The 25,126-nt window shown below is 72.6% G+C and carries 18 protein-coding genes; 12 read left to right on the forward strand and 6 right to left on the reverse strand.

Going from position 1 to position 25,126, the window contains the following annotated elements; translation table 11 throughout:
* The first annotated feature begins 317 nt into the window (after positions 1 to 317).
* Entirely contained in the window at positions 318 to 1,694 is a 1,377-nt protein-coding gene (locus ABZ857_RS22180) for a hypothetical protein (RefSeq protein WP_357045724.1), read from the forward strand.
* Between the two features lie 65 nt (positions 1,695 to 1,759).
* The gene (locus ABZ857_RS22185) at positions 1,760 to 2,014 is read left to right on the forward strand and encodes a hypothetical protein (protein ID WP_357045726.1); all 255 of its coding nucleotides are present in this window, start codon (positions 1,760 to 1,762) and stop codon (positions 2,012 to 2,014) included.
* Positions 2,015 to 2,082: 68 nt separating this feature from the next.
* On the opposite strand, the gene ABZ857_RS22190 is transcribed toward ABZ857_RS22185, so the two are convergent.
* Complete coding sequence (locus ABZ857_RS22190; RefSeq protein ID WP_357045728.1) at positions 2,083 to 2,430, reverse strand: hypothetical protein; 348 nt, start codon at positions 2,428 to 2,430, stop codon at positions 2,083 to 2,085.
* A gap of 360 nt (positions 2,431 to 2,790) precedes the next feature.
* On the opposite strand from ABZ857_RS22190, the gene ABZ857_RS22195 reads away from it, so the two are divergent.
* From ABZ857_RS22195 to ABZ857_RS22215, 5 genes are all read left to right on the forward strand, one after another.
* Positions 2,791 to 4,002, forward strand: coding sequence for an ROK family transcriptional regulator (locus ABZ857_RS22195; protein ID WP_357045730.1), 1,212 nt, complete (start codon positions 2,791 to 2,793; stop codon positions 4,000 to 4,002).
* Positions 4,003 to 4,163: 161 nt separating this feature from the next.
* A complete protein-coding gene (locus ABZ857_RS22200) occupies positions 4,164 to 5,078 on the forward strand; it encodes a hypothetical protein (protein WP_357045732.1) in 915 nt (304 codons plus the stop codon).
* Between the two features lie 315 nt (positions 5,079 to 5,393).
* Positions 5,394 to 8,210 (forward strand): glycoside hydrolase family 3 C-terminal domain-containing protein, encoded by a 2,817-nt coding sequence (locus ABZ857_RS22205; protein WP_357045734.1) that lies wholly within the window; start codon positions 5,394 to 5,396, stop codon positions 8,208 to 8,210.
* 5 nt (positions 8,211 to 8,215) lie between these two features.
* A complete protein-coding gene (locus ABZ857_RS22210) occupies positions 8,216 to 9,208 on the forward strand; it encodes a LacI family DNA-binding transcriptional regulator (protein ID WP_357045882.1) in 993 nt (330 codons plus the stop codon).
* On the forward strand, positions 9,205 to 10,488 hold the full coding sequence (locus tag ABZ857_RS22215) for a GH1 family beta-glucosidase (protein ID WP_357045736.1): 1,284 nt from the start codon (positions 9,205 to 9,207) through the stop codon (positions 10,486 to 10,488). The genes ABZ857_RS22210 and ABZ857_RS22215 overlap by 4 nt, the downstream gene beginning before the upstream one ends.
* A 77-nt stretch (positions 10,489 to 10,565) precedes the next feature.
* Here ABZ857_RS22215 and ABZ857_RS22220 read toward each other — a convergent pair whose 3' ends face one another.
* Positions 10,566 to 11,588 carry a 2-oxoglutarate and iron-dependent oxygenase domain-containing protein gene (locus ABZ857_RS22220; RefSeq protein ID WP_357045738.1) on the reverse strand — a complete coding sequence of 341 codons (1,023 nt, stop codon included), beginning with the start codon at positions 11,586 to 11,588 and terminating at the stop codon, positions 10,566 to 10,568.
* A 233-nt stretch (positions 11,589 to 11,821) separates the two neighbouring features.
* On the opposite strand from ABZ857_RS22220, the gene ABZ857_RS22225 reads away from it, so the two are divergent.
* Positions 11,822 to 13,165: an ATP-binding protein gene (locus tag ABZ857_RS22225; protein ID WP_357045740.1), complete on the forward strand. Its 1,344-nt coding sequence runs from the start codon at positions 11,822 to 11,824 to the stop codon at positions 13,163 to 13,165.
* 90 nt (positions 13,166 to 13,255) lie between these two features.
* On the opposite strand, the gene ABZ857_RS22230 is transcribed toward ABZ857_RS22225, so the two are convergent.
* Together ABZ857_RS22230 and ABZ857_RS22235 are read right to left on the reverse strand one after the other, a co-directional pair.
* Positions 13,256 to 14,032: a DoxX family protein gene (locus ABZ857_RS22230; protein WP_357045742.1), complete on the reverse strand. Its 777-nt coding sequence runs from the start codon at positions 14,030 to 14,032 to the stop codon at positions 13,256 to 13,258.
* A 75-nt stretch (positions 14,033 to 14,107) separates the two neighbouring features.
* Positions 14,108 to 15,697 (reverse strand): MFS transporter, encoded by a 1,590-nt coding sequence (locus tag ABZ857_RS22235; RefSeq protein WP_357045744.1) that lies wholly within the window; start codon positions 15,695 to 15,697, stop codon positions 14,108 to 14,110.
* Between the two features lie 222 nt (positions 15,698 to 15,919).
* Between ABZ857_RS22235 and ABZ857_RS22240 the strand changes: the two genes are divergently transcribed.
* The 3 genes from ABZ857_RS22240 to ABZ857_RS22250 all read left to right on the forward strand — a co-directional run bounded on the left by ABZ857_RS22240 (position 15,920) and on the right by ABZ857_RS22250 (position 22,147).
* Positions 15,920 to 17,854 carry a hypothetical protein gene (locus ABZ857_RS22240; protein ID WP_357045746.1) on the forward strand — a complete coding sequence of 645 codons (1,935 nt, stop codon included), beginning with the start codon at positions 15,920 to 15,922 and terminating at the stop codon, positions 17,852 to 17,854.
* A 124-nt stretch (positions 17,855 to 17,978) separates the two neighbouring features.
* Positions 17,979 to 20,342, forward strand: coding sequence for an AAA family ATPase (locus ABZ857_RS22245; RefSeq protein WP_357045747.1), 2,364 nt, complete (start codon positions 17,979 to 17,981; stop codon positions 20,340 to 20,342).
* Positions 20,343 to 20,443: 101 nt separating this feature from the next.
* Complete coding sequence (locus tag ABZ857_RS22250) at positions 20,444 to 22,147, forward strand: ABC transporter family substrate-binding protein (protein ID WP_357045749.1); 1,704 nt, start codon at positions 20,444 to 20,446, stop codon at positions 22,145 to 22,147.
* Between the two features lie 168 nt (positions 22,148 to 22,315).
* Here ABZ857_RS22250 and ABZ857_RS22255 read toward each other — a convergent pair whose 3' ends face one another.
* Together ABZ857_RS22255 and ABZ857_RS22260 are read right to left on the reverse strand one after the other, a co-directional pair.
* Entirely contained in the window at positions 22,316 to 23,818 is a 1,503-nt protein-coding gene (locus ABZ857_RS22255) for a hypothetical protein (RefSeq protein WP_357045884.1), read from the reverse strand.
* A 225-nt stretch (positions 23,819 to 24,043) separates the two neighbouring features.
* On the reverse strand, positions 24,044 to 24,298 hold the full coding sequence (locus tag ABZ857_RS22260; RefSeq protein WP_357045751.1) for a hypothetical protein: 255 nt from the start codon (positions 24,296 to 24,298) through the stop codon (positions 24,044 to 24,046).
* 101 nt (positions 24,299 to 24,399) lie between these two features.
* On the opposite strand from ABZ857_RS22260, the gene ABZ857_RS22265 reads away from it, so the two are divergent.
* Positions 24,400 to 24,966: an HhH-GPD-type base excision DNA repair protein gene (locus tag ABZ857_RS22265; RefSeq protein ID WP_357045753.1), complete on the forward strand. Its 567-nt coding sequence runs from the start codon at positions 24,400 to 24,402 to the stop codon at positions 24,964 to 24,966.
* Positions 24,967 to 25,126 lie beyond the last annotated feature (160 nt).

Below are 25,126 nucleotides of genomic sequence, written 5' to 3' on the forward strand. Positions count from 1 at the left end.
GTTCTGCGCCCGGGGCGCAGCCTCCGCAGCCGAATTTCGGCGGGTATCCCGGCGCGCAGCCCGGCCCGTACTCGCAGCCGGGCCGACCTCAGCCGGGTGAGCAGCCCGGGGTGCATTCGGGGGGGCCGGGTGGGCAGGGCTGGCCGCCGTCTCAGTCGCCTCAGTCGAATCCCTATCCCTATCCGGCGGGCGGGCAGGCCGGCCCGCAGTCGCAGTCCGGTCCGTACCCCGCGCCGGGCGGGCAGGCCGCTCCGCCGCCTGGGCCGCAGGGGCAGGGCTGGCAGGCGGCGACGCCGCCTCCGCCCGAACTGTGGCAGATGCCGACCCAGCCGTCCGCCCCGGCGCGGCGGGGATGGGTGCTGCCGGTGGTGGCGGTCGTCGCCGTGCTGGTGGTGGCCGGGGGGACGTTCGCGTTCATGACGGTGCGTCAGACCGGGACGCCCGGTAAGGCGGGTTCGACGGCGGCGGCGACGGCCAGGAAGTCGGCGTCGGCCGCACCGGTCGCGGCGAACGCCGACGTGTGCTCGATGCTCGACCCGGACGAGGCCGAGCGTCTCGTGCCGCGGGCCGAGATCGACTCCTCGACCAGCGACAACCGCGGCGACACCCTCGTGAGCTACGTCCGGTGGCAGTGCCGCTGGGTCAACCGGAACATCTCGTACAAGGACGTCACCCGCAGCCGGGAGATCACGGTCAACGTGTCCAAGTACGAGGCGCTCGGGACGACCACCGCTGTGGAGGCGGCGAAGATCCAGTACAAGGGCGAGCTCAGCCAGTACAAGTACGGCGCGACCCACTCGGACGAGGAGCACTACTACTCGGCGGTCCAGGAGTACCAGGGCATCGGAGACGGGGCGGCCGCGCAGTACCAATGGACGCGGGAGGGGAAGCAGTACTGGTACTCCTTCGGCCAGGGAGCGGGCCGGGTGGGCGACGTGTTCTTCCAGGTGAAGTACGAGGCGAGCCAGAAGAAGAAGGAGGCCGACCTCCTGTCGACGGAGAGCACGCAGTCGATCACCGAGGAGAACGCCCTGCGGGAGGTGAAGGGCCTGCTCGGGCAGCTCGCCAAGTCGGTGACCGCCTGGCGGGCCGGGCAGCCGCTGCCATACCACGCGCGTCCCAAGCCGAGCCCGTCGCCGTCGCCCTCGCCCACCCGGATTCCCCTGCCCCGGGCCTGCGTGAGCCTCAAGTCGCTGGCCGCCACCCTGGTGCCGCAGACCGAGGGCGCGGCGGTGCGGGGCAAGGAGGGCAACTCCAACGTCACCCAGTGCCAGTGGTGGAACGACAAGCTGCCGCTCGGCGGGGGCAAGGTCCGGTGGCGCAACCTGCGCATCGCCGTTCACACCTTCTGGGACGCGGAATCCGCCCGTTACTACCTCATCGACGAGCGCTCGAAGACGAAGTTCACGGCGAACAGCAAGATCGGCGGAATCCGGTGGGGCAAGGTCGAGAAGCTGACCGGCTTCGGGCAGGAGGCGTTCGGCCAGGCGATCCAGCAGCGCACCGACACGGCCCAGGGCAACCGCTACGAGATCTACGCGCTGGACGGCAAGAACGTCATATGGGTGCTGCTGTCCGGCAGCGACCGTCCGGAGAACACGCCGATCAACTCGCCTGACTCCGTGCTCATGGATCCGAAGGAGGCCGTCACCGGGGCCAAGTCCGTGGCCAAAGCCCTGCTCGACGCCCTGTGAGCCGGTGTTCGCGCAGGTTTACGCGGGTATCTCCCCCCTCGACCGCGAGTCGACGGGGGGAAACCATGGCTACCTGTGAAGTCTGCGGCAACGATTACGACATGGCTTTCGAGGTGCACACCCAGGGGGCGGTGCACGTCTTCGACAGCTTCGAGTGCGCCATCAGCCGGATGGCTCCCGTGTGCGAGCACTGCGGGTGCCGCATCGTGGGCCACGGGTCCGAGTTCGACGGCCGCTGGTTCTGCTGCGCGCACTGCGCTCGGGAAGCGGGTGCGACCAAAATTGTCGACAGAGAGGTCACGGGCGCCGTCGCGCGTTAGAGGTGCATTGACGGTCGTGAGGGCCTTCGAGCGGGATTCGCACCCGCCGGAGGCCCTCACGCCGCACGTCAGGACTCGAACGCGACCAGGCGGATGATGAGGAATCCCTCACCCTCGGGCTTCGGCGGCAGGGTGGTGCCCGGCACCGCCTCGAACACCTCGGGGTGCTCGTCCCTGGTCACCACGCCGAACAGGTCGTCCGGCGGGGTCATGCCCAGCGCCAGGGCACGCCTCGCCGCCGCGTAGAAACTGCCGCCCGCCTCCAGGTCGGCGGCGACCAGCTCGGCCGCCGGCCGGTCGGGCACCCGGATGCGGGCCACCCGGGCCCGCTCCGGCCGGGCCGAGCGGGCACGGAGATAGTCCTCGATCTCCCACACGAGCAACTCGCCGAGGTAATGCGACATATCCCTCTTCACGGTGCTCAGAATCGCCTGTGGCGGTTGATTCCCGTTTGCACTCCGTTTGCTTCTGCCGCCGACCGTCCCGGAAGGGGCTCCGAATGAGCGACGCCCGCGCCGGCTCATCTCGCCCGGGTGCTTGCCCCTGGATTCACATGACGCTCCACGGTAGTCTTTAGTTAGTTCTATAGCCAAACAAATGACGGAGGAGCGAGTGCCACCAGGTTACCCGGAAGGCGCTGGGACCGGTGGCCGGTGCCATGCGGGGCGCGACGCCGCCCGCGCGTCCGTGCGTGCCATCATCCCGGCAGCCGATTTCGTGTCAAATTGCGTGCAATTGCGGCATGATGAGCCCGAGCGGGAACGGGGCGGACAGTGATGATCACATCGCACAACGGGCCACAGCCGGCCGACTTCACCGACGTACGGGCGACCAACCTCGCCGTCGTGCTGCGGTTCGTCCGGGAGAACGCGCCCTGCTCACGCGCCGACATCGCCGCCTCGACCGGCCTCAACAAGGCCACCGTGTCCAGCCTGGTCGCCGATCTCATCGACCGGCGCCTGCTGCGCGAGACGGGCCTGACCGAGCACCGCGTCGGCCGGCCCGCCACCATGCTCGTCCTGGACGGCTCGCCGTACGCCGCGATCGGCATCGAGGTCAACGTCGACTACATCACGGCGGTCGCGGTGGACCTCAAGGGAGAGGAACTGCTGAACTGGCGGCGGTCCTTCCCCGGCGGGACCTCCGGCGCGGGCCAGGCGGTCGTGGCCATGGCCGCGCTCGCCCGGCGGGTGGTCAGCCGGATGGCCAAGGAGGCCCGCCAGGTGCTCGGCCTGACCGTGGCCGTGCCCGGACTGGTCGACGTCAACGGGATCGTGCGGGTCGCCCCCAACCTGGGCTGGCGCGACGCGGACCTCGCGGGCGACCTCACCAAGGCGCTGCGCGACCCCGGCTTCCCGGTGCTGGTGGACAACGACGCCAACCTCGCCGCCCTGGCGGAGCACCGGTTCGGCCCCCACGGCAACGCCGCCAACCTCGTCTACGTGACCGGCGAGGTCGGCGTGGGCGCGGGCATCGTCATGGACGGCCGGCTCAGGCGGGGCGGGCAGGGCTACAGCGGCGAGATCGGGCACATCGAGCTCGACCCCGCCGGGCCCACCTGCCGGTGCGGCCGGCGCGGCTGCCTGGAGGCCGTCGCCGGGATCGGCGCGATCCTCGCCCACACGGCGCCCGACGCCTCGCCGTCCGAGCTCGAACTCGAGATCGACGAGGTCGTGCGGCGCGCCCGCAACGGCGAGCCGGACATCCTCGCGCTGCTGGAGGACGTGGGACGCCACCTCGGCAGGGGAATGGCCGCCGTGGCCAACATGCTCAACCCCGAGGTCGTGATCCTCGGCGGCTACTACGTGCCGCTGGCGCCCTGGCTCGTCGCGTGTGCGGAGGAGGAGATGTACGGCAGGGTGCTCGCCCCCGGCGGGGGAGGCTGCCGTCTCGAGGTCTCCACGCTCGGGTACGGCGCCGCCGCGCTCGGGGCCGCCGCACGGGTGCTGGACTCGGTCGACTCCGGCCGCCTGCCCGCGCAGCGCTGACCGTCTCCTCCCGCTGCCGCCCGAAAGAACCGCCGAGCCGTGCCGCGACCCATGCGCCCGGTGCACTGTTTCCGGCGGCAGGCGTACCGATATCGAGCGGTTGCGAACCAGGCCGGGGCGCGAGGCGTCGAACAACGGCACAGTCGACGAATGGGAACACGATGAACACTCGCCTGCTCTCCGCCGCCGCGCTCTCCGTCGCGCTCACCGCCGCACTGGCCGCCCCCGCGGCCGCCGCCGCTCCGGCCGGGGCCTCCGCCGCGCCGAAGCCCCTCACCGGGGTCGCCGTCTACCTGTCGTACGGCAAGGGGTACCCGATCAGCCGTTACGAGCCCGGCAAGGGCTTCACGAAGCTGGGCGCCATGCCGATGACGGGCCAGTTCTCCGCGTCCCCTGACGGCAGGAAGCTCGCCTGGATCACCGACGCCGGGTACGTGCGGGTCGGCGACGGCCGCACGGTCACGACCGCGGCCAAGGGCGCCGGGGCCGGAGCGCCGTGCCTCACCCCGGTCTGGTCGTCCGACTCCAAGCAGGTCGCGTACGTGGGGAAGGGCGACTCCGACGCCGGGGCCGTCTCGGTCGTCGGCGCGGACGGCAGGGGCGGCAGGAAGGCGGGCACGACCCTCGGGGTCTGTCACCTGGCCTGGTCGGCCGACGGCCGCTACCTCGCGGGGTACGCCGGGACGACCGAGGGCGTGTACCGCCTCGACCTGAAGACCGGAAAGGCGCTCAAGGTCAAGGGCGTCGACCTCGCCAACCACGTGCAGAGCCTGTCGCCCGACGGCACGAAGGTCGTCGTGGCGCCGCTGTCCAGGAACGCGCCGGGGGGTGACGGCTCCTGGCCGGGGGGCTTCCGGCCGGCCGTGGTCGACGTCGCCACCGGCAAGAAGGTCGCCATCCCGGTGAAGGGCTCGCTCGTCGGCGCCTTCTACCTGCGGGACGGCCGCCTGGTCGTCCGGGTCGCCGGGCGCACCGCCAACACCCTGGTCGTGCTGGACGGGAACGGCAGGCAGGTGCAGCGCCTGACCGAGCCGGCCGTGGCCAGGAACCAGACGCTGCTGCAGATCGTCGGCTGATCCGGGCATCAGCCGGAGGGGCGGGCGTGGACCGGCCGGGGCTCCCGGCTCCGCGCCCGCCTTCGCGTACGGCCGGCGGGGACGTCGATGACATCGGGGCGAAACCGGTGCGACCGAGGGTCTTGACCTGAGCCGAGGATGAAGGCACTCTTCCGGATAAGCCCGGATTTACACGCCGGAAACTTGTGGTAACCCTTTCGAAGCGCTTCGACAGCGGCGCTTCTCCAACCGAACATGCGGATCCTCGCGACGCCCCCATGGGCGCGTTTTTCGGCAGGTCTTCGAAGCGCTTCGACGCGAAGGGTGAGTCTCCAGATGAACGAACCGGCTCAAGACCCGGCATTCAGGAACCCCGCGCTGTCTCCCGCCGAACGGGTGGACGACCTGCTCGGCAGGCTCACACTCGACGAGAAGATCGGCCTGCTGCACCAGTACCAGGCGCCCGTGGAACGCCTCGGCCTGCGGGCCTTCCGCACCGGCACCGAGGCCCTGCACGGCCTGGCCTGGCACGGCCCGGCCACCGTGTTCCCCCAGGCCCTCGGGCTGGCCAGCACCTGGAACCCGGACCTGGTCCGCCAGGTGGGGGAGGCGGCGGGCGACGAGGTCATGGCCTTCCACCACAAGGACCCGCAGAGCGTGGGCCGCAACGTCTGGGCGCCGGTGGTCAACCCGCTGCGCGACCCGCGCTGGGGCCGCAACGAGGAGGGCTACTCGGAGGACCCCTGGCTGACCGGGGTGATGGGCACGGCCTACGCCCGCGGCCTGCGCGGCGGCCACGCCGTGCTGAAGACGGCGCCCACGCTGAAGCACTTCCTCGGCTACAACAACGAGACCGACCGGTGCGTGACCTCCAGCGGCCTGCCGCCGCGGGTGCTGCACGAATACGAGCTCAAGGCGTTCCGCCCGGCCGTCGAGTCGGGGGCCGCGGTGGCCGTGATGCCGTCGTACAACCTCGTCAACGGCCGGCCCGCCCACCTGTCGCCGCTGATCGGCAGTCACCTGCGGAAGTGGGCGCCCGACGACATCCTCGTGGTCAGCGACGCGTACGCGCCGGGGAACCTCGCCGGGCTGCAGGGCTACCACAAGGACCTGCCCGAGGCGTACGCGCACGCGATCAAGGCCGGGCTGGACAGCCTCACCCAGGACGACGCGGACGCCGCCGCCACCCTGGGCCACGTCAGGACGGCGCTCGACCGCGGCCTGCTGACCGAGGCCGACATCGACGCCGCCGCCCGGCACGCGCTGTCGATCCGGGTGCGGCTCGGCGAGTTCGACCCCGCCACGCCGTACGACGACATCACCCACGACGTCGTCAACAGTCCGGAGCACCAGCGGCTCGCGCGGGAGGCGGCCCGCCAGTCGATCACCCTGCTGAAGAACGACGGCCTGCTCCCGCTGGCCGCCCCGCGTACGGTCGCGGTGATCGGCCCGCTGGCCGACGCGTTGTTCGAGGACTGGTACAGCGGCACGCTGCCCTACCAGGTCACCGCCCTGGCGGGGCTCGCCGAGCGGTGCGAGACCGTCTACTGCGAGGGCGTCGACCGGGTGGCTCTGCGCACCGAGGGCGGGTACGTCGGCGCGTCCGCCGACCCCGCGGGCGGGCCGCTGTACGTGGGGAGTGAGCGGTCCTGCTTCGACGTGTTCGACTGGGGCGGCGGCGCGTACGCGTTCCGGTCCTGCGCGAACGGCCGGCACGTGTCGGCCGGCGAGGACGGCGTGCTGGCCAACGACCAGCCGGGCCCGAACGGCTGGGAGGTGCGCCAGACCTTCCGGATCGAGGAGCGGCCGAGGGGCGTCGTGCTGCGCAACATCTCCTCCGGCCGGTACGTCACCGTGGCCGACGGCGTCGTACGCACGACCGACGACCCCGACACCGCGTCCGTGCTGTCCCTGGAGCCGGTCGAGAGCGGCGCGGTTCGCGCGGCGCAGGCGGCGGCGCGCGCCGACGTCGCGATCGTGGTGCTCGGCGACCACCCCCTGGTGAACGGCCGCGAGACCGAGGACCGCGTGACGCTGGCGCTGCCCGAGCGGCAGGAGGCCCTGCTGAAGGCCGTCCACGCGGCCAACCCGGCCACCGTGCTGGTGATCTCCAGCGGATACCCGTTCGCGGTGACCTGGGCGCAGGAGCACCTGCCCGCGGTCGTCTGGTCGGCCCACGGCGGCCAGGAGTACGGTCACGCGCTCGCCGCCGTGCTGTTCGGCGACGACGACCCGGGCGGCCGCCTCACCCAGACGTGGTACCGCTCGGCCGCCGAGCTGCCCGATTTGCTCGACTACGACATCATCGCCTCCGACGCCACCTACCTCTACTACCGCGGCCGGCCGCTCTACCCGTTCGGGCACGGCCTGAGCTACACCCGCTTCGCCTACTCGGATCTGGAGCTGTCGTCGGCCGACCTCGCCGCGGACGACACGCTCACCGTCCGGGTGACCGTGACGAACGCGGGCGAGCGCGCGGGGGAGGAGGTCGTGCAGTTCTACACCCACCAGCAGCGCTCCCGCGTCAAGCAGCCGCTGCGCCAGCTGCGCGGTTTCGCCAAGGTGCGGCTCGCGCCGGGCGAGAGCCGTACGGTGTCGGTGGACGTGCCGGTCGGCGACCTGGCCTTCTGGGACGTGACGCGCGGCAGGTTCGTGGTCGAGGACGCCGCGCACAAGGTGCAGGTGGGCGCCTCGTCGGGGGACGTCCGCCTGTGCGCGCCGTTCCGGGTGCGGGGAGAGCGCATCCCGCCACGCGATCTGACCGCGGGGCCACTGGACGCGGCCGATCACGACGAGTACGACGGTGTGGTGCTGTGCGACGCCGCCCTCGACTCCGGCGACGCGGTCCGCTCCACCGGGCCGGGGGCGTGGATCGCCTTCCGCGACTGCGATCTCGGCGATCAGGGCCTGTCCGCCTGCGTGCTCGCGGTGTCGAGCGACGAGGGCGGGGTGGTCACGCTGCGGCTCGACGACCCCCTGACCGGCGAGGTCGCCGGCGCGGTCAGCGTCCCGCCCACGGCGGCCAGGCATGATTTCGTGGAGGTGAGCACGCCTCTGGCGGGAGCCGCCGGAGTGCGCGATCTTTATGTGGTGTACGAGAGCGAGGGGGTCACGGTGAGCGCGCTGCGTTTTCTCTCGGGGTTCCGCCCGTGAGGACCGTGACGATCGCCGACGTCGCCAAGCACGCGGGGGTCGCCGTCTCCACGGTCTCGTACGTGCTGAGCGGCAAGCGGGCGATCTCGGCGACCACCCGGCAGCGGGTCCTGGACAGCGTGCGGGCCCTCGGCTACCACCCCAACGCGGGCGCCCGCGCCCTGGCGAGCAAGCGCGCGAAGGTCATCGCGCTGGTGCTGCCGCTGCGGGCCGGCATGAACCTGCCGGTCCTCATGCAGTTCGCGACCTCGGTCGTCACCACCGCCCGTCAGTACGACCACGACGTGCTCCTCATGACGGCCGACGAGGGGGCGGACGGGCTGCACCGGGTGGCGGCCAGCGCGCTGGTCGACGGGCTGCTGCTGATGGACGTGGAGATCCACGACCCCCGCGTGCCGCTGCTGCGCAAGCTCGCCGAGCCGAGCGTGCTGATCGGTTTCCCGGCCGACCCCGAAGGACTGACCTGCGTCGACCTCGACTTCGCCCGGGCCGGGGCGCTGTGCGCCGACCACCTGGCCGATCTCGGGCATCGCGAGATCGCGCTGCTCGGCGCGCCGCGCGTGGTCTACGAGCGCGGCACGGGATTCGCCGAGCGGACGATGGCGGGATTCGTCGAGGCGGCCCGGCGGCACGGCCTCGAGGCCGACGCGCGGCCCTGCGAGGAGTCGTTCGACGAGGTCCACGCCGCGGTGAAGCTGCTGCTCGACGAGCGCCCGGCGCTGTCCGGGCTCGTCGTGCACAACGAGGCGGCCGCCGGCCATGTGCTGGGGGCGTTGCGGATCCTCGGCAGGCGGGTGCCCGAGGACGTCTCGGTGGTGGCGATCTGCCCGGACGACATCGCCGAGCGGGCCAGCCCCGCGCTGACCTCCGTGCTCATTCCCGCCGAGGACGTCGGCAGGCAGGCGGTCCGGCTGCTCATGGCCAAGCTGGAGGGCCAGGCCGTCCCGGAGTCGACGCTCCTCGAACCCCGGCTGACGATTCGCGAAAGTTCACGATGACCTCATTTCCCGACGGCTTCCTGTGGGGCGCCGCGACCGCGTCGTACCAGATCGAGGGAGCGGTGCACGCCGACGGCCGCGTCCCGTCGATCTGGGACACCTTCTCCCACACGCCCGGCATGGTCACCGACGGCCACACCGGCGACGTGGCCTGCGACCACTACAACCGCTATCTCGAAGACGTCGAGATCATGGCGTGGCTGGGGCTCAAGGCGTACCGGTTCTCGGTGGCCTGGCCGCGCCTGGCCGACCTGAGCTTCTACGACCGGCTCGTCGACGCCCTGCTCTCCAAGGGGATCACGCCCGTCGCGACGCTCTACCACTGGGACCTGCCGCAGACGCTGCAGGACGAGGGAGGCTGGACCAACCGCGAGACGGCCTTCCGGTTCGCCGACTACGCCGCCGTCGTGCACCGGCGCCTCGGCGACCGCGTCGGCGTCTGGACGACGCTCAACGAGCCCTGGGTGTCGGCGTTCGTCGGGTACGGCTCGGGCCGGCACGCGCCCGGGGTGACCGACCCGGCCGCCGCGTTCACCGCCGCCCACCACCTGATGCTCGGGCACGGCCTGGCCGTGCAGGCGCTGCGGGCGGGCGGTGCGGAGTCGGTCTCGCTGACGCTGAACCTGACACCGATCCTCGGCGACCCCGAGCCGGCCCGCCTGATCGACGGCCTGGCGAACCGGCTCTTCCTCGACCCCGTCCTGCGCGGCGAGTACCCCGCCGACGTCCTCGCCCACCTGGAACGTTTCACCAAGGTCAACCTGGACGACCTGCCGACGATCGCGCAGCCGATCGACGTGCTCGGCGTCAACTACTACACGGTCAACCGGGTCGTCGCCGACCCCTCGTCCGAGGGCCATTCGGAGTATCCCGGCAGCGAGGGCATCGCCTGGGAGGAGCCGCACGGCGAAGTCACCGAGATGGACTGGGAGATCAACCCGGCCGGGCTGGAGGACCTGCTCGTACGGCTGGCGCGGGACTACCCCGGCACGCCTTTGATGATCACGGAGAACGGGGCCGCCGTTCCCGACGGGGTGTCCGACCCCGGCCGGATCTCCTATCTCGACGCCCACTTCCGGGCCGCCAGGTCGGCCATGGACCGGGGCGCCGACCTGCGCGGCTACTTCGTGTGGTCGCTGATGGACAACTTCGAGTGGGCCCGGGGCTACCACAAGCGGTTCGGGCTCGTCCGCGTCGACTACGACACGCTGGAGCGCACGCCGCGCGACAGCGCCCGGTGGTACCGCGAGGTGATCGCCCGCAACGGCCTGGCGGACTGAGACCCCGCTCCGCCCGGGTGGCGCCGGTCCCCGCCGTCACCCGGGCGCGCTCCGCCATCACCGTCCGACCGCGGTGATCACACGTTTTCCCGCGCCCCGGCTGCGGGCGGCAGCACCCGGTCACCGAGCCACGGGAACACCTTGGCGACCTTCGCCGTCAGATAGTCGCCGTACGTGCCGGTGAAGGCCCGCAGGTCCAGGCCGTCCCAGCGGGGGCGGCCCCCCTCACGGGCGGGCAGGGAGGGCAGCGGCGGCACCTCGCAGTCCCAGCCCGGGTCGAAGAAGAAGGGGAAGGACAGCCTGCCGCGGCCCGTGCTGTTGCGCACCCGGTGCGGGGTCGACCGGTACAGGCCGCCGGTCAGCTTGTCGAGCATGTCGCCGATGTTGCAGACGAGGGTGCCCGGGATGGGCGGCGCCTCGATCCAGCCGCGGGCGGTGTGCACCTGGAGACCGGGATTGCCGTCCTGGAGCAGCAGCGTCAGCAGGCCGTAGTCGGTGTGCTCGCCGACCCCCCACTCGTCGGGACCGGCGTGCGGCGGGGGCGGATAGTGGAAGATCCGGAACAGGATCGTGGGCGTGGCCGTGTAACTGGCGGCGAAGTAGTCCTCGTCGAGTCCCAGGCTCAGCGCCACGCCCCGCATGACCGCCTGCCCCACGTGGGTGAGCGCGTCCATGTACGCCAGCACGGCCGGGCGCAGTTCGGGCACCTCCTCCGGGAAGAGGTTGCGCCCGTGCAGCGGCCGGGGATCGTCGTGACCGAGCTCCGCGCCGAAATAGACGCCCTCCTTGAGGTCGGGCCGGCCGGAGGTGAGCTCGCCGCCCACGGGGAAGTACCCGCGCCAGGCCCGCCCGCCCCGGTCCATGGAGATGCGCGACTTGTGCTCCTGCGGCAACCGGAAGAAACGCGCGGCGGCGTCCCTGAGCTGTGCGATCAGGACCTCGGGCACCCCGTGGCCGCTGATGTAGAAGAAACCGCTGTCCAGGCAGGCGGCCTCGATCCGGCGCGCGACCTCGGCGCGCACGTGGCCTGCTCCGGGGCCGGTCCCGGGGCCGGTGAGGGCGGACACGTCGATTACCGGCAGTGGTCCGGCGGCGTTCATACCTCCATATCCCACCATCCGGGAGGGCCCTGCGGAAGGCTCCTTTACCTGCTTGCCGGTCGTGTTGCGTGTGCGGGCATTTCTGCCTGATAGGACCAACTCGTCCAGTTTGTTCCGTTACTGGTTAATAACGCCCTGAAGAGTAGATTTCTTAGGCACGGTCAGTAGGGCCGCATCGTGAAGTGGGCGATCACGTGGGTTTCGGGGATCGATGGTCGGTCAGGAGTCGCATCGTGCTGTTCACCGGCACGGTGGTCGCCCTGCTGTGCGCCGCGTTCTCGGTCGTCCTGGTGTGGGCGCTGCATCTGACGGCCGACGAGAACCTCATGCGGGAGGTGACGGCGGCGGGCGGGCGGGTCGCCTACCTCGTGGACCGCGGACAGGTGGGGAGCGTGCTGCCCCCCGACGGGCAAGACCGGCCCGTCCAGGTGGTGGGCCCGCAGGGGCGGGTGCAGGCGGCGACGCCGGACGTGCTCGGGAAGCCGGCCATGGCGACCTTCCACCCCCGGCCGCCGCTCCGCAAGGCCACACGAGAGGTGTGCAACGGCGTCTTCGGTCCGGGCAAGTGCGACATCGTGGTGGCGCAGCAGGTCTATCGTGACGGCGGAGACTGGACCGTCTACAGCGCCGCGCCGGTCCAGGCCTTCCACGTCTCGCCGCTCCTGGTGGCCGGTCTGGCCGTGGGGTCGACACTCGTCACGGCCGCCGTCGCGTACGGCACCTGGCGCAGCGTGAAGCGGGCGCTCATGCCGGTGCGGGCCATCCGGGCCGAGCTCGACGAGATCAACGCCTCCGACCTCGGGCGGCGGGTGCCGGTCCCCGCGGCCAGGGGAGAGATCCACGACCTCGCGCAGAGCGTCAACTACACGCTCGACCGGCTGGAGGAGACGCTCGAACAGCAACGGCGCTTCACGTCCGACGCGTCCCACGAGCTGCGCAGCCCGATCACCGCGATCCGCGCGCAGGTGGAGGACGCGCTGCTCGCCCCGCAGGAGTCCGACCTGCGGGAGATCGGGCAGGCCGTGCTGAAGAGCCTCGAACGGCTCCAGGCGATCGCCTCCGACCTGCTGACGCTCGCCCGTCTCGACGCGGGCGCGCCCTGCGAGCGCGAGCCGCTGGACCTCGGCCGGCTCGTGGCCGCGGAGCTGGACGCCCGCCGCCCGGTCAGGAGGGTCGTCCCGCACCTGGCTCCCGGCGTGGTCGTCCGGGGGGATCGCATCCGGCTGGGCCGCCTGGTCACCAACCTGCTCGACAACGCCGAGAGGCACGCGGCCACCACCGTACGGCTGGAGGTGCGGCGCGAGGACCCGCCCGACGGAGATCCCAGGTTCCGCTCCGGTCTGGCCGTGCTCGAAGTGCTCGACGACGGCGCGGGGATCGCGCGTCAGGAGCGGGAACTCGTCTTCCAGCGGTTCACCCGGCTCGACACCGCCCGCAGCAGGCACGCCGGGGGCGCGGGCCTGGGCCTGCCCATCGCCCGGCAGATCGCGGAGAGCCACGGCGGCACCCTGACGATCATCGACAGCCCGCGCGGCGCGTGCTTCCTCCTGCGCCTGCCGCTCTCCCGGGAGCCCTGACCTCCGCGGCTGAAAACGGCTTCGCCGGGGTCATGGTGGTGCCGGGTGTGTGGCAGCCGATCTCCGGCGGAGAGGCCGCCGGCGGACCGCTCAGCGGGCCGGGGGCGCCTCGGCCCGGCTTTCCGTGGTCGTGTCGTCCTCCCGCCTCGTACGCCGCTGACGGGGCGTGGGCTTGCGTGCCGTCGCCGTGGCCGAAGCCTCCTCGCCGGGCCGGTCCGCGGCCGTCCCGGCGGTGGTGGAGCCCGAGCCCGTACCCACACCCGAGCCGGCCGCCGAGGGCGACTGCGGCGACTGCGGCGACCCCGGCGACCCCGGAGACCCCGGCGAATCGGTGGAGGGGCCGGGCCGGGCCGGGGTTTCGCCCGCGCCCGCGCCCGGCTCGCCGGGCCGTGGCGGGCGCAGCGCCGCGATGACCGCGTCGGCCTCCGCGTCGGCGGCGAACTCCCCGGCCGCCTCGGCCTCGCGTCGTTTGATGACCACCATGTGGTCGGCCGAGATCCGGCCGGCGCCGGTGACGGCCAGCAGCACGGAGGCGGCCCCGAGCGCGACGATCAGTTCGATGTCGCCCCCGGTGAGCGGCAGGCCGGTGTCCCCGGCCGTGAGCACGAACACCGCGAGGGCCTCGGCGAACAGCAGCAGCCCGACGACCGGCACGGCGAGGCCCGCGATCAGCAGCGTGCCACCCACCAGCTCGGTCAGCATGGTCACCGGCGCCCACACGTGGGGCAGCGGGGCCTGCAGCGCGGTGAACTGGTCGGCGGTGGCGTTGAGGCCGGCTTCGAGCTTCTGCCAGCCGTTGGCGAAGAAGATCCCGCCGACGCCCATGCGGGCGGCCAGCGAGGCTAAGTCGTGCAGGGTTCTCTTCACGGCACTCATCCTGGGGTGGGGGGTGACTTGCCCGGACACTTCCCCGCCTGCGCCGCCGTCATGCGCCCGGCCGGCTCAGGCCCGTACGCCGTCGGACTCCTCGGTGTCGGCGTCCGCGGGGGTGGGAACGTGGCGGGGGAGCAGCAGGGCCACGGCCAGCGCGGTGAGCGCGAGCAGCGCCACGCTTACGGCGATGGTGGAGTGCAGGGCGGTGACGAAGGCCGCGCGGGCGGCGCCCAGCAGCGCGGCTCCGGTCGCGCCGGTCTCGTCGGCCACGTGCGCGGCCGCGGCCAGCGACTCGCGCGCCTGCGCCATGAGCCCGGCCGGGATTCCCGGGACGGTCCCGAGAGAGGGGGCGTACACGATCGTGGTGATCGTCCCGAGGACGGCGATGCCGAGGCCCGCCCCGAGCTCGTAGGCCGTCTCCTCGATCGCGGCGGCGCCGCCGGCCCGCGACTCCGGCACCGTGGCCATGATCGTGTCCGACGCCGCCAGCAGGGCGACCTCGACGCCGAAGCCGATCCCGACGAAGCAGGCGGCCAGCATCACCGGATGCTGCTCGGTGCCCCAGGACAGCACCGGAGTGAGGGACAGCGCGGTCAGGGCGAGGCCGCCGCCGACCGTCGCGCGCAGCCCGGCGCGTCCCAGCACGTGCGCGGCGGCCAGGCCGCCCGCGATGGCCGCGACCATGAGCGGCAGCATCCGCACGGCGGCCTCCAGGGGCGACAGCCCCAGCACGAGCTGGAGATACTGCGCCAGCATCAGCTCCAGGCCGACCAGCGCGAAGATGGCCAGCAGCACGCAGCCGACGCCGGTCGCGAAGCCGCGCTGGGCGAACAGCCCGATGTCGAGCAGGGGGAACGGCAGCCGCCGCTGCCGCCGGACGAACCAGACGAGCAGCGCGACGCCGGCCAGGAACACGGCGAGCGAGGGCCAGCGGCCCAGGGTGTGCCCCGACCCCGCCTCCTTCAGCCCGAACGCGACGGCCAGGATGCCCAGGGTGGAAAGCGCCGCGCTCAGCGCGTCCCACGGATGGTCGGCCCGGCGCGGCGAGGGCGGCAGGATCCGTACGGCGAGCGGCAGCGCGACCAGCAGCAGCGGCACGTTGATGAGGAAGACCGCGCCCCACCACAGGTGCTCGACGAGGACCCCGCCGATCAGCGGCCCGACGGCCGCTCCCGCGGCGGCGACGGCGCTCCACACGCCGAGCGCGATCGCCCGCTCGCGCCGGTCGGTGAACACCTGACGGATGATCGAGAGCGTCGCCGGCATGATCATCGCGCCGCCGACGCCGAGGAAGGCCCGCGAGACGATGAGCGCGAGCGGGGTCGCGGCGAACGCGGCCGACAGCGAGGCCAGGCCGAACACCACGTAGCCGCCGAGCACGAACGGCCGCCTGCCGTACCTGTCGCCCAGTGTGCCGAACGTCACCAGCAGCGGCGCGACGACCAGCGAGTAGATGTCGATGATCCACAAAAGCTGCACGGACGACGGCTCAAGCGCCGCGGTGAGCGCCGGGACGGCGATGTGCAGCACGGTCGCGTCGACCGCGATCAGGAGCAGGCTGAAGCACAGGAGCACGAGCACCGACCATCGGCTCGCCCGGTGCTCTCGCAGGGCGCCCGCGGCGCGGACGGCGGCGGACTCGACCGAAACCATGATCATAGTCCGCTCAGTGCTCCTGCCCCGAAATCCCGGCGCGCTGGAACATGCGTGGCAGCTTAGGCCATGGGAAGCGGATCTCTCAGCCCTTCCGGTGATGTCGGGAACATATCGCCAGATCCTTATCGCCCCAGGTGATCAAGTGGAACGATCCGCCTCTCTAGAGAGCCATAGGTATATATCCCGCGTCTAGGCAAGCGGCCGAACGCAACGGATCATGCGGTCGTGGGGAGCGATATCGACGGATGTGATACGTCCCCGGTGCCGCCCCCGCTCGACCGCGCCGACCCCCGTGCCTGGTGCGCCGTCGCGACGGCCCGGCTGTCGCACGACCAGCCGGAGGCGGCGCTGGAGGCCGCGCGCCAGGCGATCGGGTGCGATCCGCAGGAGGAATGGGGGCATCGCCTGGCCGGCGCGGCCCTCGAGCGTCTCGGCCGCGACACCGAGGCGGTCGCGGCGGCGCGGGAGGCCGTACGGCTCGCGCCCGGCTCCTGGGCGGCGCGGCTCCGGCTCGCGAGCGCGCTGCGGCGGGTCCCCGGACGGTGGCGGGAGGCGTGGGCGGAGGCCCGGCGGGCCGTCAGGTTCGCCCCCGACGAGCCCGACCCGCACGTGCTCTGCGGCGACCTCGCGCTGCTGCGCGGCGACCACGACGGGGCCGCCCGGGCGTACGGCGCGGCGCTGCGCATGCGGCGGGACCACCCGGCGGCCTGGGTGAACCTCGGCCTCACGATGCTGCGCTGGCAGCGGCCGCGCGACCACCACGACCCCGCCTGGGAGGCCGACCCCCGCGACACCGGCCGGGCCCGGCGCGCCCTGGAGACATGGTCGCGGCAGGTGCGCGTGATCCTCGCGGTCGCGACGGCCGGAATCTGCGTGGCCGTCGTGCTGCCCGACCCGGGCCTCCTCCCCGGCACGCACCGGCTCCTCGGCGCCGGCCTGCACGGGGAGGCGCGGATCGGCGGCGCGCTGGCGCTCGCGGCCGTCCTGGCGGTCTGCGTCCGGCAGGCCGCGCGCGTGGGCGCCTCGGCCTACGTTCCGGGCATGCTCCGGCGCGACCTGCGGCTCGGCATGTCGGTCGCGCTCGGGCTGCTCACCCCGGCGGCGTACGTGGCCGCGCTGGCCACGCTCCCGGAGTCGCGGCCCGGTTCGCTGCAGGAGGTGAGCGAGGTCTGGGCGGGGGCGACCGGGCTGGTGCTCCTGAACCCGGCCGCGGCGCTCGTCGTCAGGCTCCTCGCCGAGACGTGGCGGGGACGCCCTGTCGCCGCGCTGAGGCGGTTCGCCGCCGCGCTGCCCCCGCTGCCCGCGCCGCCCGCGTCATCCGGTCCCGCCGCCGATCCGGGCCGGACCGCTGGGGGTGCCCGTGCTGGGGGTGCCCGTGCTGGGAGTGACCGGGCGGCGCTGCGCGACATCGCCGTCACCTTCTGGATCGTCGCGGCCCGCGCGTGGCAGGCGACCGCGGCGCTCATGCTGGTCCCTTTCGTGACCGGCGCGCCCCTCGCCGCCCTCGCGTGCCTGGCGGTCCCGGCGGTGTTGCCGCGGGTGCGGGCGACGGGCGCGCCGCGGCCGCGCGACCGGTGGCTCGCCGTGGCGCTCGCCGCCCCGGCCGTCGCCGCCGTCTGCGCCGCCTGCGCGGGCGCGGCGGGGGCCATCGCGGGACCGGACCCCGCCGTCGTGGCCGCGTGGCGCTGCGCCTGGGGCGCGCTGGCGCTCGGGGCGGCGGCCTTCGCGGTCCGCGCCACGCGGGCCTGGTGGCGCGGCGGGCCGGGCCCGTGGCGTGCCTCGCTCGTGCCGTCCGAGTCGCGCGGCACGCGGATGCCCGGCGACCTGACCCCCTCGGCCTGTCTCAGCGAGGAGGTGCGGCACGCCGCGGCCTACTCCCGGAGCGTGGTCCTCGCCTGCACCGGGGCGGACGGCCCGCGCGCGCTCGCGGTCAGCGCCGTGACCTCGGTGGCCCCGTCGGGCGAGTTCCGCCTCATCGCGGGTGACGAGGCGTGGGACGCGGTGCGGCGCGACCCGCGCGTGGTCCTCTTCGTGGGAGACCCGCGATTCTGGGCAGAGGTGCGGGGCGTCGCCGTGCCGGACGACGACGTGCTGCGGGTCACGCCGCGGCAGGTCCTGATGCGCGAGTACCCGGGACGCCACCAGGCCCGCACCCGGTAGTCGCACACCACGCATCTCGGGCGGGCGGCCCGTTCCGGCGACGTGCGTCGTCCACCGCGCCGCTTGGGTCCACCCATTCCGTTCGCACGTGCGGTATAACCGGGGTCGAAGCGGGGAGGCGTCGATGCGGGACTCCGACAGGGCACGGGCGGCGAGCCTCTTAAGCCGGACTGCGGCACGTGATCTGTTCGAACAGGTGCGTTTCCGCTATTTCCAACTGCCGCCGTTCGCGCGACGCGTGCTGTTCGTGGTGCTGCTGGTCGCCACCATGGGAGTGGCCGCGGCGCTCAACTGGTCGCTGGCGCCCACGTTCATCTACACGTTCCTGGCGCTGTGCTTCCTCGCGCTGGCGCTCAGCTATCCGCGCGCCGCCGCGACCGTGCTCGTGCTTGCCGGGTGGGGCCTGCTGCTGCCGCTGTTCATGGGCGTGTTCGGCGGGCAGTCGATCGTGCCCGGCCTGCTGATGCTGCTGGGCGCGCTGGCGGGCGGCGCGGCCCACCTGATCCGGTGGGTCCCGCCGTGGCTGACGACGCTGATGTCCCTCGCGCCCGCCGGGGTCGTCGCGCTGTCGCTGTCGCCGCTGTCGCCGTCCGCCGCCCTCTGGGGCGCGTACGGCGTGGCCGCCGCGGTGCTCCTCTACCGCCTGGTGCTGGCCCGCAGGGTGCGCGCGGAGGCGGAGCGGGAGGCGGCGGGCGCGGAGACCCAGGTGCAGGTGCGCGCATCCGGCAGGCCGGGGCGGCCCGGCGGACACCAGGCCGCCCCGGCCGAGGCCGGCGCTCCGCCGCCCATCACGGTCGAGCAGGCGCTCGCGGAGCTGGAGTCCATGATCGGCCTCGAACCGGTCAAGGAGCAGGTGCGCGCCATCGCCGCGTCGATCGAGGCGGCCCGGCTGCGCAGGGAGGCGGGCTACGCCAACGAGCGGCCGATGCGCCACTTCGTGTTCGTCGGACCTCCCGGCACCGGCAAGACCAGCGTCGCCAGGTCGCTCGCCAAGATCTTCTACGCGTTCGGGCTGCTGGAGACGCCGTTCGTGGTGGAGGCGCAGCGGGCCGACCTCGTGGGGGAGTACCTGGGGGCGACGGCGATCAAGACCAACGAGCTGATCGACCGCGCGCTCGGCGGTGTGCTGTTCGTGGACGAGGCGTACAGCCTCATCAACTCGGGCGACGGCCAGCCCGACCGGTTCGGCGCGGAGGCCGTGCAGACGCTGCTCAAGCGGGCCGAGGACGACCGTGACCGGCTCATCGTCATCCTGGCCGGCTACGAGCGGGAGATGAACGACTTCCTCGCGTCCAACCCCGGGCTGTCGAGCCGCTTCGCCACCCGGGTGCGCTTCCCCAGCTACAGCCCCGCCGAGCTGCTGGAGATCACCGAGGCGCTGCAGCAGCGCCGGGGAGACCGGCTCGCCCCCGAGGCCCGTCCCATGCTGCGCCGGCTGTTCGAGGACGTGGAGCGCCGGGGGCTCGTCGACGACCTGGGCAACGCCCGCTTCGCCCGCAGCCTCGCCGAGGCCGCCGCGCAGGCCCGCGACGTCCGCGTGGTGAGCGCGGGCGGGGCGCCGCGCGGCGAGGACCTGGTCACCACCACCGCCGACGACGTGAACAAGGCGTTCAACGAGATCACCGCGAGATACCGCGGCTACCAGGTCACCCCGACCCTGGACGAGGCGCTCGCGGACCTCGACAGGATGGCCGGGCTCGAACCGGTCAAGCGGCAGGTCCACGCGATCACCGCCCAGCTCAAGGTGGCCAGGATGCGCCAGGAGCAGGGCCTGCCGGTCCAGTCGCAGATGCGGCACTTCGTGTTCGTCGGCCCTCCGGGCACCGGCAAGACGACCGTCGCGCGGATCCTCGGGCGGATCTTCTCCGCGCTGGGCCTGCTGGCCCGGCCCGACGTGGTCGAGGCGTCGCGGGCCGACCTGGTCGGCCAGCACCTCGGCGCGACCGCGATCAAGACGAACGAGCTGGTCGACCGGGCGCTCGGCGGCGTGCTGTTCATCGACGAGGCCTACAGCCTGGTCAACACCGGCTACTCGGGGGGCGACGCCTTCGGGGCCGAGGCGGTGCAGACCCTGCTGAAACGCGCCGAGGACGACCGCGACCGCGTGGTCATCATCCTGGCCGGCTACGAGCGTGAGATGGACGCGTTCCTGGCGACCAACCCTGGCCTGGCCTCCCGGTTCAACCAGCGCGTGTCGTTCCCCTCCTACTCGCCGCCGGAGCTGACCGAGATCGCGGAGCTGCTGGCCGCCGGGAGCGGCGACAGGTTCGACCCCTCCGCCGCGCGCGACCTCGCCGACGTCTTCGACTGGGTCTGCCGGGAGGGCCTCATCGACGGGCTGGGCAACGGCCGCTTCGCCCGCTCACTGTACGAGCGGGCCGCGCTGCGGCGCGACGTCCGCCTCGCCGAGCAGGGGTCGGCGAACGCCGCCGAGCTGACGACGATCACCAGCGAGGACGTCCGCAGCGCGGTAGACGAGTTGTCCTGATCTCGTAGGGAAATCCACCGGACGCGTGTCCCGATGGCCGCCGGCCGTCACTTCCTGCTACTAATCGACTGCGCATGGTAGCTGGAGGATCGGAGAAGCACGTGAGAGCACGATGGCCGGTTGCCCTGGCCACACTGGCCGCTCTGTGGGCCGCCGGTGCCTGCGGCGTGCAGCGGGGGCCGGGTGAACCGGACAGCGGGCTCGCTCCCTCCCCGGTCAAGGCGTACGACATCAACCCGCTGGCGCGGGACAAGGTCAAGGACGGCGGCACGCTCCGGTGGGGGCTCACCGACTTCCCGTCCCAGTGGAACCGCAACCACGTCGACGGAGACACCACCGCCACCAAGGCGGTGACGGACGCGCTGATGCCGCGCACGTTCCGGTCCGACGAGCGGGGGCGGCTGACCCTCGACACCGACTACGTGACCAACGCCAGGATCACCGCGACCTCCCCCCGGCAGGTCATCACCTACTCCATCAACCCGAAGGCGAAGTGGTCGGACGGCAGGCCGATCACCTGGACGGACTTCGCCGCGCAGTGGAAGGCCATGAGCGGCCGCGACCGGGACTACCGGGTCGACTCGACCATCGCGTACGAGAACATCCAGAGCGTGGCCAGGGGGGCGAGCGACCGCGAGGTGGTGGTCACGCTCGCCCAGCCGTTCAACGAGTGGCAGTCCCTGTTCACGCCGCTCTACCCCAGCAGCACCAACGCGACCGCGGCGGCGTTCAACGCCGACTGGATCAACCGCATCCCGGTGACCGCGGGGCCGTTCCGCGTGGAGCGCCTCGACGTCAAGGGCAGGACGGTCACGCTCACCCGCAACCCCGCCTGGTGGGGCAACCGGGCCAAGCTGGACACCATCGTGTTCCGGACCGTGCGTCCCGACCAGATGGTCCACGCGTTCACCCGGGGGGATGTGGACGTCTTCGAGGTGGGCCCGTCCCCCGACGACTACGCGCGGGTCAGGGAGGCGTGGGACGCCGTGGTCCGGCAGGCCGCGGGCACGCAGTACCGGCAGTTCACCTTCAACGGCGAGAGCCCGGTCCTGTCCGACGCGCGGGTGCGGGAGGCCGTCGCGGCGGCGCTCGACCGCCGCGGTCTCATGCAGGTGGACCTGAAGGGCCTCGGCTGGCCGACCGTGACCCTGGACAACCACTTCCTCATGAACAGCCAGTACGGCTACCGCGCCAACGCCGCAGAGATCGGCGCGTACGACCCGAAGCGGGCCGGGCGGCTGCTCGACCAGGCGGGCTGGAAGCTGTCGGGCAAGACCCGCGTGAAGAACGGCAAACCGCTCACGCTGCGCTTCGTCGTCCCCGACGGCATCGTCATGAGCGGAGTCGAGGCCGACGTCGCCCGGCAGATGCTCCAGCGCGTCGGCATCAGGGTCGACGTGCGGAAGGTGTCCTTCGACGACTTCTTCGGCAAGCACCTCATCCCCGGCGACTTCGACGTCACCGCCTTCGCCTACCCGAGCACGCCGTTCCCGGTGTCGAGCGCCTTCGACATCTACGCGGACGGCGAGAGCGGCGGCCGGGGCGACGACACCGAGTGGTACTCCAACCTTGGGCGCAGCGGGAGCAGGCAGATCGACGAGGCGATGTACCGCGCCGGCAGCACGCTCGACCTCGACAAGGTGCCCGGCCTGCTGAACGAGGCCGACCGGCTGGTCTGGAAGAAGGTCAACGTGCTGCCGCTCTACCAGTGCCCGCAGGGGGTGGCCGTGCGGTCCGCGCTCGCCAACGTCGGGGCCGCCGGGTTCTTCGACCTCAGGTACGAGGACATCGGCTACGCCTCCTGAACGGCCGCCGGCGGGCCGCCCCGGCGAGCCGGTCGAGCACCGGCTCCGGGTGCCCGCCCGCGGCCCCTGAGGGTCACGTGGACGGCTCCACCGTCACGCCCGCCGCCACGAGCGCCTCGACCTCGTTCTTCATCCGCCGGGTCTCCCCGCCCCCAGGGGGTCCCGACGTCAGGTGGGCGGTTCGTCCGGGATGTCGGCGATGTCGTCCAAGGCGGCGGCCAGTTCGTCCGGGTGGTCGCCGATCCGCTCGGCGATCTCGATGAGGACGTGCAGCACGTCGTGCCGGTCGTGCCCGAGGTCGATCAGGCGCTGGGCGGCCTCCCACAGCTGCGGCGGGTCGCCGACCCACAGCCGGCCCGCGATCTCCTCGTGCCAGGCCAGGTGCTCCTCCAGGTCCGTACGGCCCAGTTCGTCCGCGTGGTCGATCTCCAGCAGGATGCGCCGGTCGGCCTCGTCCGCCGGGTTCAGCAGGTCGAGGTTGGTCGAGCCGCGCATGCCCTGCAGCAGGGGGAACGCGAACGCGCGCCGGGCCAGCGCGGACAGGTCGCCGTCGGGCAGCAGCCGTTCCACGAGGGAGCGGTCGAGCCCGAAGGTGGTGGGATCCCGGTATGCCTCGGTGAACCGGGCGGTCGCCTCCCAGACCGCGTCGAGCGTCGCCCGCACGCCCTCGTCGGGCAGCTCGATCCGAGGGCCGGCGAAACGCACCCACGCCGACAGCACGTGCGGCATCGCGTCCTGCTCGGCCGGGGTGAGCAGGACCTTGCGCGGCAGCCAGTCGAGCAGGAACGTCTCGCACTTGGTCGGGCTCACCCGCATCGGCCGTCCGAAGTCCTGGTCGCAGCCGTAGTCGATGATGTGGTCGGCGCACCGGGAGGCGGCCGAGGGGTCCGAGAGGTTCTCCGCCGCGTCCGAGGCGAGGAACTCGGCCGCCAGCGTCGCCCGGCGGTCGCGGCTGTAGGGGGCCTCCGTGTGCGCGGGGGCGGGCCGCATCCGCCCGGGCGGCAGCGCCTTGATACGCGCCCGCGCGAAGGCGTGGTAGGCGCTGTAGCTGTCGCTCACCGGCTTCGGGCCCGTTCGGCCGTGCGCGGCGGCCCCGGTGGCCTTCATCGCGAACTCCAGCAGCGCCCGCGCCTGCTGCGGCTCCAGCTCCTCGAACCGCAGCAGCGCGTTGCCCGCCGCCTCCAGCCTGGCCTGCTCAAGCAGCTTGTCCACCTGCGACGACACCCACGCGTCGCGGGCCATGCCGCCCATGTTGTAGTCGACGACCACGACCAGCGCGTGCCTGTCCTCGCCGTTGTAGGCGAACGTGCACACGACGGTGTCCTGGTCGCCGTACACGTCCCTGGAGACGTAGCAGCCGGTCGGCTTGACGGCGCCCACACGGTCCGCCCAGCGAGGCCGGGCGACGTCGGACTCCATCAGCGCGAGCGCCGCGCCCTCCGCCTTGGCCGCCTGGCGGGCGGTGCCGAGGTACGCGACGGAGATGAGGAGGGTCAGCGCGGCCGGCGTCCCGGCCTTGGCCGCGTAGTCCACCAGGCCCTCGCCGAGGATCTGCTCGACGTCGCCGCCGCGCAGCCGCCTGCCCCACCAGGCGCCGAGCATGTCGGAGACCATGAGCTCCGCGTCGAGCGGGCTGCGCACGGCGAGCAGCTCCCTGGCCGCCAGCAGCATCTCCGCGAACACGTCGTCCGGCGGCCGGGTCTCCCGGGGGTCACGTCGGCGCCGGCGACTCACGAGATCTCGCTCCGCTCGCTCACGCTGACCACCTTCTCGCATTCCCGCCGTGAAGGGCATCAGGAACACGGCCCGGTGACTTCCCCGTTATCTGCCGCTCCAGCCTTGCCCGCCGTACGGGGGCGGGCCGGGGCGACGGCCGCGCGAGCGCCGTACGGCGCCTCACCTCCGGGAAGGCGGCGCCGAGTTCACCAGACCCAGGAGGCGCTCCCGGGCGACCCGCTCGACGATCTCCGGGGTGACGTCGAGCCCCAGGTGCTCGCCGCAGGCCCAGGTGTCGGCGACGCAGCGGGCGACTGCGGACAGGGGGACGGTCAGGAATTCGGCGGCCAGCCGATCGGTCACGAGTTCCACCGGTCCGCGGAGAACCGGCTCCGGTGATGGGCCGCCACTGATTCGTGCTGCGAGTACGGGCATGGACTGCATTCCTCGCTGAATGGGGACCTGCCGCCCCTTATTCCACCTCTTTCCCCGGCAGTGTCAAGCCTTCGCGTGCCGCCGCGTGGGAAGCTGGACCCATGCGCATCCGGCTCGCCCAGGATCCCGAGGCCGACGAGCTGCTCGGCCGCAGCCCCCTCGCACTGCTCGTCGGCATGCTGCTCGACCAACAGGTGCCGCTCGAGCGGGCCTTCGCGGGCCCCCGTGCGATCGCCGACCGGCTCGGCCGCGACCTGGACGCGCGTGAGATCGCCTCCTATGATCCTGACCAGTTCGCGGCCCTGCTCGCGGCGACGCCCGCCGTCCACCGTTATCCGAAGGCGATGGCGGCCCGCGTCCAGGCGCTCGCGACCTATCTCGTCGAGCAATACGATGGCTCGGCCGAGAAGGTGTGGGAGGATGTCCGCGACGGCGCCGAGCTGCTGCGCCGGCTGCTGGCCCTCCCCGGATTCGGCCGGCAGAAGGCCCAGATCTTCCTGGCCCTGCTGGGCAAGCAGTGCGGTGTGCGCCCGGACGGCTGGCGTGAGGCGGCCGGGCCGTACGGCGAGGAGGGGGTGCACCGGTCGGTGGCCGACGTCGTGGATGCCGAGAGCCTGCAACTGGTCCGCGCGACCAAGCAGGAAACGAAGCGGGCGGCCAAGAAGTAGTTCGGATCTTCCTGCGCGAGACGCCGGTCTTTTGACAGGATGCGTTGACCGCATGGCGGGCGGGGCTTCCGTCCGCGCATGCCGATCGCCCATGATGTAGGGCAGATCTGCGCTACCAATCACAGTTATGGAGATGTGCCTCGTGGGAGACGCTGGCACG

The organism is Microbispora sp. NPDC046933, from assembly GCF_040644635.1.
Taxonomy (GTDB): domain Bacteria; phylum Actinomycetota; class Actinomycetes; order Streptosporangiales; family Streptosporangiaceae; genus Microbispora.

What these genes read in the sequence shown, in the direction of transcription:
- ABZ857_RS22180 (WP_357045724.1), top strand. Translation starts at nt 318, where the DNA reads ATGCCGACCCAGCCGTCCGCCCCGGCGCGGCGGGGATGGGTGCTGCCG.
- ABZ857_RS22185 (WP_357045726.1), top strand. Translation starts at nt 1,760, where the DNA reads ATGGCTACCTGTGAAGTCTGCGGCAACGATTACGACATGGCTTTCGAG.
- ABZ857_RS22195 (WP_357045730.1), top strand. Translation starts at nt 2,791, where the DNA reads ATGATCACATCGCACAACGGGCCACAGCCGGCCGACTTCACCGACGTA.
- ABZ857_RS22200 (WP_357045732.1), top strand. Translation starts at nt 4,164, where the DNA reads ATGAACACTCGCCTGCTCTCCGCCGCCGCGCTCTCCGTCGCGCTCACC.
- ABZ857_RS22205 (WP_357045734.1), top strand. Translation starts at nt 5,394, where the DNA reads ATGAACGAACCGGCTCAAGACCCGGCATTCAGGAACCCCGCGCTGTCT.
- ABZ857_RS22215 (WP_357045736.1), top strand. Translation starts at nt 9,205, where the DNA reads ATGACCTCATTTCCCGACGGCTTCCTGTGGGGCGCCGCGACCGCGTCG.
- ABZ857_RS22220 (WP_357045738.1), bottom strand. Translation starts at nt 11,588, where the DNA reads ATGAACGCCGCCGGACCACTGCCGGTAATCGACGTGTCCGCCCTCACC.
- ABZ857_RS22235 (WP_357045744.1), bottom strand. Translation starts at nt 15,697, where the DNA reads ATGATCATGGTTTCGGTCGAGTCCGCCGCCGTCCGCGCCGCGGGCGCC.
- ABZ857_RS22245 (WP_357045747.1), top strand. Translation starts at nt 17,979, where the DNA reads ATGCGGGACTCCGACAGGGCACGGGCGGCGAGCCTCTTAAGCCGGACT.
- ABZ857_RS22255 (WP_357045884.1), bottom strand. Translation starts at nt 23,818, where the DNA reads ATGCTGCTGGCGGCCAGGGAGCTGCTCGCCGTGCGCAGCCCGCTCGAC.
- ABZ857_RS22260 (WP_357045751.1), bottom strand. Translation starts at nt 24,298, where the DNA reads ATGCCCGTACTCGCAGCACGAATCAGTGGCGGCCCATCACCGGAGCCG.
- ABZ857_RS22265 (WP_357045753.1), top strand. Translation starts at nt 24,400, where the DNA reads ATGCGCATCCGGCTCGCCCAGGATCCCGAGGCCGACGAGCTGCTCGGC.